Genomic DNA, 12,526 nt, shown 5'->3' with positions numbered 1-12,526 from the left:
CCCCCCCACGTCCTGGAGATACGGTGAGGGTTTAGCAAGCGGCGCCATATCGCGAGCACACCACCCCCCCCTAGCCCCGCCCTGGAAGGGAGGGGAATGGATCACGCTTCCAGCGACGCCTTGACGCCAAGGGCCGAAGCCAGCGCCTTGTGCCGCTTCTCCGCAGTCTCGCCATAAAGCGCGGCGTCGGCCTTTTTAAGCTTCAATGTCAGCCTTTCGTCATCGAGCGCCAGGGTGGATCGCTTGAGCGGCCCGGCGACGCCTCCGCTGAACCTCTGGCCCAGCCGGATGGCCAGCCCCCATAACCGCGCATTGTGCAGCGCATCGGGGCCCGCCAGCCGCCCCAGCGGCTCGGGCGTGCCCAGCTCGCCACCCAGCGCGGTGTGGAGCGCCTGCGCGAGAAGCGCGCGGCCTGCCGCGTCGATCCCGACCCAGCTGCCGTGCAGGCCCACTTCCATGCCGCGTTCGGCGCGGAATTCCGGATTGGCGTGCCAGCCGACATCGGCGAGGAGGCACGCCGCGCGGCGCAACCGCGCCATTTCAGGCGGATCCCGCTCGAACAGCGGCGCGATCCATGCATCGAGCACGTCGCCATGCTCAGCGAAGCGCCCCATCCGCCGGCCCTCGTCGCGCACTGCCGCGATCAGTGGATCCTCACGGCGCTGCTCGGGCGTGAGGCGCGCATATAAAAGGCCCTCGCGCAGGCCATAAGCCGACGCGATCGTCTCGCTGCTGCCCAGATGCGCGGTCACAGCGATCAGCAGGGCGGTCGCATTCTCCAGCGTCGGCAGCCGCGCGCTGGAAAGGTTCGGGATCAGCTTCAGCTCGCCCTTCGAGATATCGCGCAGCATCTCGCGCAGCGCGGTGATGCGATCCAGCTCGATCCGATATTGGTGCGCGATCGGAAGCGGAAACTGGCTCAGGTGCATGTCCAGCCGCGCCAGCGAGCGCCACGATCCGCCCACCAGGTAAAAAGGCATTCCCTTGCCCCGCCCGTTCCAGCCGGCTTCGCGCATCAGCTTGGCGACCTTGCGGTCCAGCGCGCCCTCCCCCCCTTCCCGGATCGCGCTCAGGCGCAGCACGCCGAGGGGAAAGGAAATGCGGTCGGTCACCGTGCCCGCGACCACGCGGACCAGTTCGAGCGAACCCCCGCCGAGATCGCCGACGATACCATCGGCATCGGGAATGCCCGAGAGAACGCCCATGCCCGATGCGGTCGCCTCTTCCTCGCCCGAAAGCACTTCGACCTTGAGCCCCAGCTTTTCGGCGGCCTTGACCAGCTCACCCCCATTGGAAGCGTCGCGCACCGCCGCCGTCGCCACCGTGCGCAGTTCATCCACCTTCATCTCACGGGCCAGCCGCGCGAAACGCGCCAGCGCCCCGCGCGCCATGGCCAGGCTTCCCGAGTCGATCGCGCCGGTATCGGCCAGTCCCTTGCCGAGCCCGGCCATCACCTTCTCGTTGAACAGGATCGCCGGCAGCCGCGCCGGGCCCTGATAGACCACCAGGCGGACCGAGTTTGAGCCGATATCGATGATCGCGACGCGGGGGGAAGCGGGCGTGCTCAACCCGATTTCTTCTTGCGCCGCTTGAGCGAGAGCTTGGGCACCGGCTTGCGGCTCTCAAGCGCCGCGCCCCGCCCCGAAAGCGAAGGGTTCGTCATGAAATAGCGATGCAGATTGAAGGGCTCCTCGCCGGCATCCGCCCGCGCGTAGCTGCCGTCGCTTCGCAGCATCCAACTCTGCTCGGTGTCCAGCAGGTTGGCCATCATCACCTGATCCATCACCTGATCGTGGACTGTGCGGTTGAGGATCGGCAGCATGAACTCCACCCGGCGGTCGAAATTGCGCGGCATCCAGTCCGCCGACGATACGAACACCCGCGCATCCGCCCCCGGCAGCCCCTTGCCCGCGCCGAAAGCCCAGATCCGGCTGTGCTCCAGGAAGCGCCCGACGATCGATTTGACGCGGATATTTTCCGAAAGCCCCGGCACTCCGGGCCGCAGGCAACAGACGCCTCGGATGATCAGGTCGATCTCCACCCCCGCATCGCTCGCCTCATACAGCTTTTCGATCACCGCCGGATCCACAAGCGCGTTCATCTTGGCCCAGACAGCGCCCGGCCGCCCCTTGCGCACATGCTCGATCTCGCTTTCGATCAGCGAGACCATTTCCTTGCGCAGGTCGCGCGGGCTGATGGTTACCAGCTCAAGCCCCTCCGGTTCGACATAGCCGGTGACGTAATTGAATATCTTGGCCGCGTCGCGCCCCAGCCGCGGATCGGCGGTAAAGAAGCTCAGATCGGTATAAATCCGCGCGGTGACTGGGTGATAATTGCCCGTGCCGAAATGGCAGTAGGTGCGAAACTGCCCGCCCTCGCGGCGCACCACCATCGAGACCTTGGCGTGGGTCTTCATTTCAATGAACCCATACACCACCTGCACGCCTGCGCGCTCCAGCGCCGTCGCCCAATAGAGGTTCTGCTCTTCGTCGAAGCGGGCCTTCAGCTCCACCACGGCGGTCACCGATTTGCCCGCCTCCGCCGCGGCGATCAGCGCGGTGATCACCGCCGATTGCTTGCCTGCGCGATACAGCGTCTGCTTGATCGCCACCACATCCGGGTCTGCCGCCGCCTGGTTGAGATAGGCGATCACCACGTCGAACGATTCGTACGGGTGGTGGACGACGATGTCCTTCGCGCGGATCGCGGCGAAGCAATCGCCGCCATATTCGCGGATGCGCTCGGGAAAGCGCGGCGTGAAAGGCGAGAATTTCAGGTCGGGCCGGTCTTCCTCGACCAGCATCGCCAGGTCGCCGACGCCCAGGAAGCCCCCGGTCTCCGTCAGCAGCGCCTCGCTGCCTCCCAGTTCCTCGAGCAGCACGGCCTCCAGCGCCGGATCGATCGATTCTTCCATCTCCAGCCGGATCACCCGCCCGCGCCGTCGCCGCTTGATCGCGGTGCGGAAGGTGAGCACCAGATCCTCCGCCTCTTCCTCGATTTCCAGGTCGCTGTCGCGCAGCACGCGGAACGTCGCCGATCGCAGCACTTCATATCCGGGGAACAGCAAGTGCGAGAAGCGCTTGAGCACGGTCTCCACCGCCACATAGCGCGCCGGCTGCCCCGGCAGCCGCACGAAGCGTGGCATGGTGGTGGGCAGCAACACGAGTTCGCGGATCGGTTCGCGATCGGATTTCCGGACCAGGTCGAAGATCACGCTCGATCCCTGGTTGGGAATGAACGGGAAGGGATGCGCCGGGTCCAGCGCCTGGGGCGTCAGGATCGGAAATATCTGCTCGCCGAAGTGCTGCTGGAGCCATTCCTCGGTATCCGCCCCGATCTCGTTGGGTTCGAGCACGGTGATCCCCGTCTCCGCCAGGTCGGCCCGGATGTCGTTCCACACCAGCTGCTGGCTGTCCGCCAGGTCGCCCGCTTCTTCGACGATCGCTTCAAGCTGCTGGCCAGGAGTCAGCCCATCGGACGAGCGCACTTCCACCTTCTGGACCTGCTGCCCCATCAGCCCGGCCACGCGGACCATGAAGAATTCGTCGAAGTTGGAGCCCGAGATCGAGAGGAAGCGCAGCCGTTCGAGCAAGGGATGCGCGGGGTTGCACGCTTCCTCCATCACGCGGCGATTGAACGCCAGCCAGCTCATCTCGCGATTGAAATACCGGTCGCCCGCGATCGGCGGACTGGTGGCCTGTTCCACGGCGCGCTTTCTCGCTGTTCTCGCCATGGGCCTAGATGTCGTCCGTTACAGTTAAGAGACAAGCGTCGGCCAGTGTTGCGCGCGCCGTGGGTATAGACAAGCGCTGGACGCCGGCGCTCTCCAGCGCATCCGCAACACGCAGGATCGCAATGTGGCTGCGCTCGATCCGCGTTGCGATCCACGCGATCACCTCGGGCTTGGCGTGCAGCAAGTGCCGCTCGAATGCCCGCTCCAGCAATTGCGGCATCAGCGCATCGTCAGGCGGGCCTATCTGTAGAAGCGGCGAAGCGGCCAGGCGTGAGCGAAGGTCGGGCAGCTTGACCGCCCATTCCGGGGGCGCCGCTTCGGCGACGATCAGCAGCGGCCGCCGATCGGCCTGTGCCCGGTTCCAGGCATGGAAGACATCGGCCTCCTTCGCCCTGTCCGCGTCGTCGAGGATCGTGCCGCCGCTCTTCGCCGCGAATATCCGCGCCAGCAGGCTGCGGCCTGATTTGCGCGGGCCCGTGAGCAGCGCCGCCATCACCGGCCAGGTGGCCCAGCGTTCGAGCTGCTGGACCGCGCGAACGTTCGATCCGCCCACCAGGAATTCCGTCTCGCGCGCCTCTGGCATGCCGAGCGGCAGGCGTAGCTGGCTCATGAGGGTCTGTACTCACTACCGGCAGCGCCCGTGATTGCCTTGTGAAGCCTGCTGGCAAGGCGGGTCGCGCAGTCGCGTAGCGGCGCTACGCGCAAGCGATCCAACACAGTCCAGCGGGCTTCACAAGGCGACCGCGAAGCGGCGGGATGGGCAGGTCGCCACGTCCCCCGGACATGGCTGAAACTGCCGGGGGCAGTTTCACCTGCCCATTTTTGGCGCTGGGCGGCGTCATTCGTCGGTCCCGATGGCACCACATCACTCCCTCCTCATTTCTTGCCCAGCGCCAAAATGCGCTCCGTCACGGCCGTTGCCGGTAGTGAGTACAGACCCTTAGTCCGTCGGCGCTGCCGGCGAAGGCGAGGGTTGCGGCCCCGGCGCGGGCGCTTGGCTCCCTTGGGGCCGGCGAATGCGCAGCACGCCGCCGCCTTCCTGCACTTGCCAGCCGCGTGCCTCCAGCGCGGCGCGGAGACTCCCGATCGGGCCGTCATAGGTCACCCGCATCACCGAAATGCCGCCCAGCGCCAGGCTGGTGGTCGTCGCCCCGCGCACTCCGGGGACTCCGCGCACCGCCGATTCGGATGCGTTGAGCGCGTTCACGTTCGGCGTTTCCACTTGGACGGTGAAGCTGGTGCCGGTCTCTACAGTCGCTGTCGGGGTCGCCGTGGGTGTCTCTTCGTCGGCCGGCTCTTCTTCCTCGACCTTCGGCACGGGCGGGCGTGTCGCCAGCATGCGGTCGGTCGCCAGCTCGCCGGTGGAAAGCGCGGCCTGGAACGCCTTGTCGATCCGCAAGATGCCCGCGTCGAGCAGCGCATCGAGCGAATCGCCATTGTCCACGCGCAGCGCGAAGGCGGCGATCGGCCGGCGGTCCGGCCCGTGATTGGCGGCGAACACGCCCACGATCGGCCCGCCGGGATATTCGCGGCGCAGTTGCACTTCGGCGACCAGCACGTCCGCTGCCCCATATTGATCCAGCACGCTGCGCCACCAATTGCGCCCGCGCCGCAGCGTCTGTCCCGCGTTGATGAGGAGCGAATCGGGTCCGGTGCCCCGCACGCGGACATAGTCGATCGTGCTGCCGCCGCTGCGGAACCGCGTCCATGCCCGCGCCCAGGCCGTCTCTCGCTCGAAGACGATCCCTGCCCCGCCGGAGAATTCGAGCGGCACCAGCAACATCGGCGCGGATCGGCTCAGCGCGGTCGACACGCCCAGGACGGCGCCCGCCTTCTGCCGATCGAATAGCACGCCGAGCCGCGCGATATAGCGGGTGGGTCCGATCTGTTCGCGCTCGACGACCACTGCCGTGACGAGCGAATCCAGCGCCGAATCCGAAAGGCTGGAGCTCTTCCCGGTCAGCCGCTGGGCCAGCATCTCCCAGCCCTTGCGCTGCGCCAATCGCCAGCCGCCCATGCGCGCCGAATTCGCGTCCTTGCCGCGCACGTCCACCGCCACGCCCGATATCTCGAAGCTGCCGGAGGGATCGATTGGCACCGCGCTGCCGCCGCTTTTTCCCTGGGCCAGCACCCCGCCAACACCTGCCAATGCAAGTGCGGAGGCTATGCCGATGTTCAGGGAAATACGGGAAAGCGCCATGGTCGCGGCCCTTTTGGCGAAGCGGGCGTGGAAATCCAAGCCTTTCGTCGCCCCGGCGAAAGCCGGAGGTCTCGTGCGGGGAAATTCGAATGCGGCCTGAGATCCCGGCTTTCGCTGGATGACGGCTTGTGGATTCGGCGCTAAGCGCTCCGCGTATGAGCGAACCCGAAGGCTATACCTACGCCCAGGCAGGCGTCTCCATCGCGGCGGGCAATGCCTTGGTGCGCGCCATCGGACCCTTGGCGAAATCCACGCGCCGCCCCGGTGCGGATGCCGATCTGGGCGGGTTCGGCGGGCTTTTCGACCTGAAGGCCGCGGGCTTCGCGGATCCGCTGCTCGTCGCCGCCAATGACGGTGTCGGCACCAAGCTCAAGCTTGCCATCGACCATGACGCGCATGACGGAGTCGGCGTGGATCTGGTCGCGATGTGCGTCAACGATCTGATCGTCCAGGGCGCCGAACCGCTCTTCTTCCTCGATTATTATGCCAGCGGAAAGCTGGACCCCGCGGTGGCCGAGCGCGTGATCGCCAGCATCGCGGAGGGGTGCCGCCAGGCCGGCTGCGCGCTGATCGGCGGCGAGACCGCCGAGATGCCGGGAATGTATGCCGCGGGCGATTACGATCTCGCCGGCTTCTGCGTCGGCGCTGTCGAGCGCTCGCAACTGCTCGACGGCAGCGCGATCCGTCCCGGCGACGTGCTGCTCGGCCTCGCCTCGACCGGAATCCATTCCAACGGCTTCTCGCTCGTCCGCCGGCTTGCCGCGGACAAGGGCTGGAAGATGGACCGCCCGGCGGTGTTCGATCAGGAACGCATCCTGATCGATGCGCTGATGGCGCCCACTCGCATCTATGTGAAGAGCCTGCTCCCGCTGCTCCGCAAATCCGCAATTCACGGCCTCGCGCACATCACCGGCGGCGGGCTGCTCGAAAATGTGCCGCGCGTGCTGCCCAAAGGGTGCCATGCCCGCATCCATGCCCACGCCTGGGAATTGCCGCGCCTGATGGCTTTCCTCCAGGCGCAGGGTAATATCGAGCCCGAGGAGATGGCGCGGACCTTCAATTGCGGGATCGGGATGGTCGCGGCGGTTTCGCCCGATGAGGCCGAAGCGATCACGACGGAGCTGGAAGCAGCCGGCGAGACGGTGTTCGCGATTGGCACCGTCGAACGGGGAGAGCGCGGCTGTACCGTGTCCGGTGCGGTTGAGATCTGGAGCGCCCGCCGGCGCTGGTCCGCTACGCATAATGGCTAAGCGCAAGCTCGGCATTCTGATATCGGGCCGCGGCTCGAACATGGCGGCTCTGGTGGAAGCATCGCGAGCCTCCGACTGCCCGTATGAAATAGCCTTGGTCGCCAGCGACAAGCCCGAGGCCCCCGGCCTCGAATGGGCCCGAGCGCAAGACGTCAAGACCTTCGCGCGTTCGCCAAAGGGCATCCCCAAGCCCCAATACGAAGCAGCGATCGACTCCGCCCTGCGCGCAACCGGCGTCGAAGCCATCGCGCTCGCGGGTTACATGCGTCTCCTCTCGGACGATTTCGTCGCGCGCTGGCGCGGGCGGATCGTCAATATCCACCCGTCCCTCCTTCCGAAATATAAGGGCCTCGACACCCACGCCCGCGCGCTCGCGATGGGGGACATGGAAGCGGGGTGCACGGTCCATATCGTCACCGAGGAACTCGATGGCGGCGAGACACTGGGCCAGGCCCGGGTCGGGATCGAAGCGCGCGACACCGCCGAGACGCTGGCCGCGCGCGTGCTCACGGAGGAACATCGCCTCTATCCCAGGGTAATAAGCGAATGGCTGAAGCAACTTCCCCGTTAGAGTGCGTCCGCGAAATCGCCCTCGCGCTTCCCGAAACCGAAGAGCGCGTGAGCCACGGCCAGGCCACCTTCTTCGTCGCGGGCAAGATGTTCGCGCAGTTCCGCCACGATCATCACGGCGACGGCCGCACAATCGTCGCGGTCAAGACGGCGGATGCGGAAGAAGCGCGCATGCTGATCGAGGCCGCGCCGGACGATTACTCGCGCGTCGCCTATTTCCGCGCCGAATGGGTTGGGCTCGCCTTGGCGGATGAAACCGACTGGGACCATGTCGGTGATCGCATGGCGCGCAGCTGGGAACTCGCGGCCCCGCGCCGCCTGCTCGAAGCCGGCGGACGCTGACCCACCAGCTCGAATCCTGCGTTTTTCCCGGATATTTTGCAGCGCTGCTTTGTTTGGATTCCACGTTGCGTAGCGCTTTCAATGTGGAAAGGCGTGGGTCGCGGCGAGCAACAGGACATGGACATGCAGGAATCCCCGCAGAACGAACCCGAGGACAAAAGTGGGATCGCCACTGCCGAGGTAGGCATCGTGATGCTGGATGGCCCGGATGGCGTGGCCGTCACGATGACAGCGGAGGCGGCCGATGCCACGGGGAGGGCACTTATCTCCGCCGCCGAAGAGGCATCCGCACAGCTTGCAGGCTCGACGGCCGGCTAAACCCCTTGCCCGCAGCGGGTTCGCCCCCCGATAAGGGGCCGCGATGATCAAGGTCGCCAGCTACAACATGCGCAAGTCGATCGGCACCGATCGGCGCCGCCGCCCCGAGCGGACACTCGCCGTGCTGGGCGAGATCGACGCCGATGTGATCGCCCTGCAGGAAGCGGACCGCCGCTTCGGTGAACGCACCGCCGTGCTCAGCGACCATCTTCTCGGCCATCACGGCGCATGGAAGGCGATCCCGCTGGGCATTCGCCAGCGCTCGATGGGGTGGCACGGCAATGCCCTGCTGATCCGCGCCGACGCGCAAGTGCTTGATTGCGAAGCCATCCATCTGCCTACGCTGGAGCCGCGCGGCGCGGTGGTGGCGGATGTGCGGGTGCGCGGCCAGGTGATCCGCGTGGTCGGCATGCATTTGGACCTGTCGGGGCTTTGGCGGCGGCGCCAGGCGCATGCGATCATCGCGCATCTGGCCGCGAGCACGAGGCAATATCCTACGGTGCTGATGGGCGACCTCAACGAGTGGAGCGCCAGTGGCGGGTGCCTGCGCGATTTCGCTGCGCATTTTGAGTTCGCGGAGACGGGCAAGAGCTTTCATGCGCGCAAGCCGATCGCCCGGCTCGATCGCATCATGGCCTCGCGCGACCTGGAGTTCACCGAGGCCGGAGTGCACGACAGCCCTGCCTCGCGCACCGCTTCGGATCATTTGCCGGTCTGGGCTACGGTACGGCCCGCTTGATGTCGGAGGTCCGCGACAAGGAACTCCGCCTCGCTCTCGTCTGCTACGGGGGCATCAGCCTCGCGGTCTACATGCACGGCATAACCAAGGAAATCTGGCGCTTGGCCCGCGCCAGCGCCGCCGAGCGCGACGGCGAAGGGCCGCCGAGCATCTACCGCGAGCTTCTGGCGGAGATAAAGGAAACCGCGGGGATCAACCTGCTGGTGATCGTCGATGTCCTTTCTGGCGCCAGCGCTGGGGGAATCAACGCGGTGTTCCTGGCCCAGGCGATCGCCACCGGCCAGTCGCTCGATCCGCTAACCGATCTGTGGATGGAGCATGCCGACGTCGAGGCTTTGCTGGAGCCGCGCCGAGGCCCGTTGCACCGCTTCGCCAAGGTCTGGGCCACTCCCATTGCCTGGTTCTTCGCCAATCGCAGCAAAACCATCGACGAGACGGTGGAGGCGCCCGCTCGCGACGAGGTTCGGCTCAAGCTAGAAAAGTTCGTAAGCTCGCGCTGGTTCGAGCCTCCCTTCGGCGGCAAGCGGCTGCTCGGCACGCTGATCGACGCGCTCGATGCGATGGCCAGCGGCCCGCACGACAAGCGGCTCCTGCCCCCCGGGCAGCCGCTGGACCTGTTCGTTACCGTCACCGATTTTCGTGGCCACCCAGAGGCCCTGCGCCTCAATTCCCCGCCCGAAGTGATGGAGACCGAGCATCGCCTTGTCGTGCCCTTCACCGATCACGGCAATCGGGCCGAGGAATTCGCGGACAAGATCGGCCTCGCCTTCGCCGCGCGCGCCACATCCAGCTTCCCCGGTGCGTTCCCGCCCTTCACGGTTGCCGAAATGGACGAGCTGCTCGCCGAACGCGGCCTCGAATGGGCGGGCCGAGACACGTTTCTCGAATGCGTCCTGCCCCAGCAATGGGCCGCCAACCGGGCTGAGAAAGCCGTGCTGATCGATGGTTCGGTGCTCGCCAACGCGCCGTTCCGCCCCGCGATGGAAGCATTGCGTGAGCGGCCCGCGCGCCGCCAGGTGGATCGCCGCTTCGTCTTCATTGATCCCTTTCCAAACGCGCGCTTCGAGTTTTACGGCGCGCAAAGCGACAAGCCCGGCTTCTTCCAGACAATCATCGGCGCGCTTTCGGAATTGCCGCGCGAGCAGCCGATCCGCGACAATCTGGAAGCCATTGCCCAGCGTTCAGACAAGATCGAGCGGATGCTGGCGATCGTCGCCGCGATCCGCGCCGAAGTGGAAACCGAAGTCGAGGCGCTGTTCGGCTACACGCTTTGGCTCGATTACCCGACGCCCAAGCGCCTCGCCGCATGGCGCCGGCGCGCCCAGGTCGCCGCGGCGGCGAAGGCGGGCTATAGCCACACGGCTTATGGCCTGCTCAAGGTCGATGGCGCGATCGATCGCCTTTCGCGGCTGATTTACGCGATCGGCGATCGCCACGAGCCCGACCGCCTGCGCCAGCTCCGCGTGGCGGTGGCGCATGCGGTCCGGGCGCAGGGTGCGGATCGCTTCGGCGCCACCCAGTCCAGTGGAGCCAGCCCCCAGGCGCTCGAATTCCTGCGCACCCATGATCTCGGTTTCCGCATCCGCCGCCTCCGTCTCCTGGCGCGCCGGCTCACCGACATCGACTGGCCAAGCAACCACGCGGAGCTCCAGCCGATGCGAGAGGCGATCTACGATTCGCTCGCCGCGTATCTCGAGCTGAAGCGCGCCGATACCTTTTCGGATCTGCGCGAATTGTCGCGCGAAGTGACGGGCGATGCGGGGCCGATCCTCGAGCTGATTGGCAAGCGCATGAAATTGAAGGCGCTCGATGCCGAGACCGACGCGCGCCTTTCGGCCGGATTCTCCGCCTTGTCGAGGGATCTGCGCCGCCCGATGCTTCTCGCGCATCTGGGGTTCCCCTTTTTCGATGTCGCCACGGTGCCGCTGCTCCAGGGCGAGGGCGTGGACGAGTTCGATCCCATCCGCGTCGATCGCATTGCGCCCGACGATGCCTGCTCGATCCGCGGCGGAGGCGCCGCGGCCACGCTCAAAGGCATCCAGTTCAATGCCTTTGGCGCCTTTTTCAGCCGCGCCTACCGAGAGAATGATTATCTCTGGGGCCGCCTCCACGGCGCCGACCGCCTGATCGATATCGTCGTCTCGACGCTGCTGGAGGAATCGCGCCCCACGGCCGAGCGGATCGCCGAGATCAAGCGCGCTGCGTTCCATGCCATCCTGGACGAGGAACAGCCCCGGCTGAAGGCGATCCCTCGCCTGTTCGATGAGCTGCGCGCCGAGATCGGCTGATCGTCCCCCTCCCGTCGGGACAGGGAGCATTGGCAAGCCTTCTGCTTCGCCCTAGACTCGCTCCGGAGGTGAGGGCGAATGCGGTTTCTGAAGGTGCTGTTCTGGTTGCTGCTGGGCGGGCTCATCGCGGGGTTCGTGATCTATAATGGCGATGTACGGGTCAGCATCCAGCTCTGGAGCGGCCTGATCGCCGATTTCAGCCTGCCGCTGCTGTTGATCCTTACCTTCCTCGCCGGCCTTGTCCCCGCCTTGCTCGCCTATCACGCCCTGCGCTGGCGGATGCGCCAGCGGCTCGAAGGGCTGGAGCGCGCGCTGGCCGACATGCGCACCGTCAGCGCGTCTCCGGTAGAACCCGTCGCGATCGTCGAGGCCAGCCCCGCCCCGCCGCTGATCGCCGAGCCCCAGCCGTGAGTTCTCCGATCTATGTCGCGATCGACACCCCCGATCTCGATCGCGCCAAGACCATTGCCCGCAAGGTCCACCATCATGTCGGGGGCATCAAGCTGGGCCTGGAGTTCTTCATGGCGAACGGGCGCGCGGGCGTCCACGAAATGGCCGAAATCGGCCTACCGATCTTCCTCGACCTGAAATTCCACGACATCCCCAACACTGTCGGCAAGGCGGTGCAGGCCCTGCGGCCGCTGGAGCCGGCGATCATCACCGTCCACGCCGCCGGCGGCCGCGCGATGCTCGAAGACGCCAAGGCCGCCGCGCCCACCGGCACCAGGATTGTGGCGGTCACGATGCTGACGAGCCTGGATTCGGACGATCTGACCTCCATCGGCCTGGCCGCCGATCCCCACGATCAGGTGATGCGCCTGACCGAACTCGCCAAGTCCGCGGGCGTCGATGGCATCGTCTGCTCGGGCAGCGAAGTCGCCGCGGCAAAACGCATCTGGCCGCACGGCTTCTTCGTCGTTCCCGGCGTCCGCCCCGCCAACGGAGAGGCCGGCGATCAGAAGCGCGTCGTAACCCCGCGCGCCGCGCTGGATGCCGGCGCATCGATCCTGGTGGTCGGTCGCCCGATCACTCAGGCGAGCGACCCGGACATGGCCGCGCGCGAGATCGAGGCGACGCTGTAGCCCG

Annotated in this window: 12 protein-coding genes; 8 read left to right on the top strand and 4 right to left on the bottom strand. The window is 66.6% G+C overall.

Going from position 1 to position 12,526, the window contains the following annotated elements; genetic code table 11:
• Positions 1-101 precede the first annotated feature (101 nt).
• The 4 genes from VF617_RS12410 to VF617_RS12395 form a co-directional block, all read right to left on the bottom strand.
• Positions 102-1,568, bottom strand: coding sequence for a Ppx/GppA family phosphatase (locus tag VF617_RS12410; protein ID WP_331015201.1), 1,467 nt, complete (start codon positions 1,566-1,568; stop codon positions 102-104).
• Positions 1,565-3,733, bottom strand: coding sequence for an RNA degradosome polyphosphate kinase (locus VF617_RS12405; protein WP_414714039.1), 2,169 nt, complete (start codon positions 3,731-3,733; stop codon positions 1,565-1,567). Before VF617_RS12405 ends, VF617_RS12410 begins: the two co-directional genes overlap by 4 nt.
• 4 nt (positions 3,734-3,737) lie before the next feature.
• The gene (locus tag VF617_RS12400; protein ID WP_331015199.1) at positions 3,738-4,343 is read right to left on the bottom strand and encodes a chromosomal replication initiator DnaA; all 606 of its coding nucleotides are present in this window, start codon (positions 4,341-4,343) and stop codon (positions 3,738-3,740) included.
• Between the two features lie 330 nt (positions 4,344-4,673).
• Entirely contained in the window at positions 4,674-5,933 is a 1,260-nt protein-coding gene (locus VF617_RS12395; RefSeq protein WP_331015198.1) for a heavy-metal-associated domain-containing protein, read from the bottom strand.
• Between the two features lie 155 nt (positions 5,934-6,088).
• Here VF617_RS12395 and purM point away from each other — a divergent pair, with 155 nt between their 5' ends.
• From purM to pyrF, 8 genes are all read left to right on the top strand, one after another.
• Positions 6,089-7,183, top strand: a complete 1,095-nt coding sequence (purM, locus tag VF617_RS12390; RefSeq protein WP_331015197.1) for a phosphoribosylformylglycinamidine cyclo-ligase — start codon at positions 6,089-6,091, stop codon at positions 7,181-7,183.
• Positions 7,176-7,754, top strand: a complete 579-nt coding sequence (gene purN, locus VF617_RS12385; RefSeq protein WP_331015196.1) for a phosphoribosylglycinamide formyltransferase — start codon at positions 7,176-7,178, stop codon at positions 7,752-7,754. Before purM ends, purN begins: the two co-directional genes overlap by 8 nt.
• Positions 7,730-8,095 (top strand): MmcQ/YjbR family DNA-binding protein, encoded by a 366-nt coding sequence (locus VF617_RS12380; protein WP_331015195.1) that lies wholly within the window; start codon positions 7,730-7,732, stop codon positions 8,093-8,095. The genes purN and VF617_RS12380 overlap by 25 nt, the downstream gene beginning before the upstream one ends.
• 81 nt (positions 8,096-8,176) lie before the next feature.
• Positions 8,177-8,413, top strand: a complete 237-nt coding sequence (locus VF617_RS12375; RefSeq protein ID WP_331015194.1) for a hypothetical protein — start codon at positions 8,177-8,179, stop codon at positions 8,411-8,413.
• Positions 8,414-8,456: 43 nt separating this feature from the next.
• The gene (locus VF617_RS12370; protein ID WP_331015193.1) at positions 8,457-9,152 is read left to right on the top strand and encodes an endonuclease/exonuclease/phosphatase family protein; all 696 of its coding nucleotides are present in this window, start codon (positions 8,457-8,459) and stop codon (positions 9,150-9,152) included.
• Positions 9,152-11,440 (top strand): patatin-like protein, encoded by a 2,289-nt coding sequence (locus VF617_RS12365; RefSeq protein ID WP_331015192.1) that lies wholly within the window; start codon positions 9,152-9,154, stop codon positions 11,438-11,440. Before VF617_RS12370 ends, VF617_RS12365 begins: the two co-directional genes overlap by 1 nt.
• Positions 11,441-11,518: 78 nt before the next feature.
• Positions 11,519-11,851, top strand: coding sequence for a LapA family protein (locus tag VF617_RS12360; protein ID WP_331015191.1), 333 nt, complete (start codon positions 11,519-11,521; stop codon positions 11,849-11,851).
• Positions 11,848-12,522 (top strand): orotidine-5'-phosphate decarboxylase, encoded by a 675-nt coding sequence (pyrF, locus tag VF617_RS12355; protein ID WP_331015190.1) that lies wholly within the window; start codon positions 11,848-11,850, stop codon positions 12,520-12,522. Before VF617_RS12360 ends, pyrF begins: the two co-directional genes overlap by 4 nt.
• Positions 12,523-12,526 lie beyond the last annotated feature (4 nt).

This window comes from Sphingomonas sp., from assembly GCF_036388215.1.
Classification (GTDB): Bacteria; Pseudomonadota; Alphaproteobacteria; order Sphingomonadales; family Sphingomonadaceae; genus Sphingomonas.
This window is presented reverse-complemented; position numbering and strand designations above follow the sequence as displayed.

Coding starts and splice junctions, on each gene's coding strand:
- VF617_RS12405 (WP_414714039.1), bottom strand. CDS start 3,733: ATGGCGAGAACAGCGAGAAAGCGCGCCGTGGAACAGGCCACCAGTCCG.
- VF617_RS12400 (WP_331015199.1), bottom strand. CDS start 4,343: ATGAGCCAGCTACGCCTGCCGCTCGGCATGCCAGAGGCGCGCGAGACG.
- VF617_RS12395 (WP_331015198.1), bottom strand. CDS start 5,933: ATGGCGCTTTCCCGTATTTCCCTGAACATCGGCATAGCCTCCGCACTT.
- purM (WP_331015197.1), top strand. CDS start 6,089: ATGAGCGAACCCGAAGGCTATACCTACGCCCAGGCAGGCGTCTCCATC.
- purN (WP_331015196.1), top strand. CDS start 7,176: ATGGCTAAGCGCAAGCTCGGCATTCTGATATCGGGCCGCGGCTCGAAC.
- VF617_RS12380 (WP_331015195.1), top strand. CDS start 7,730: ATGGCTGAAGCAACTTCCCCGTTAGAGTGCGTCCGCGAAATCGCCCTC.
- VF617_RS12375 (WP_331015194.1), top strand. CDS start 8,177: ATGTGGAAAGGCGTGGGTCGCGGCGAGCAACAGGACATGGACATGCAG.
- VF617_RS12370 (WP_331015193.1), top strand. CDS start 8,457: ATGATCAAGGTCGCCAGCTACAACATGCGCAAGTCGATCGGCACCGAT.
- VF617_RS12365 (WP_331015192.1), top strand. CDS start 9,152: ATGTCGGAGGTCCGCGACAAGGAACTCCGCCTCGCTCTCGTCTGCTAC.
- VF617_RS12360 (WP_331015191.1), top strand. CDS start 11,519: ATGCGGTTTCTGAAGGTGCTGTTCTGGTTGCTGCTGGGCGGGCTCATC.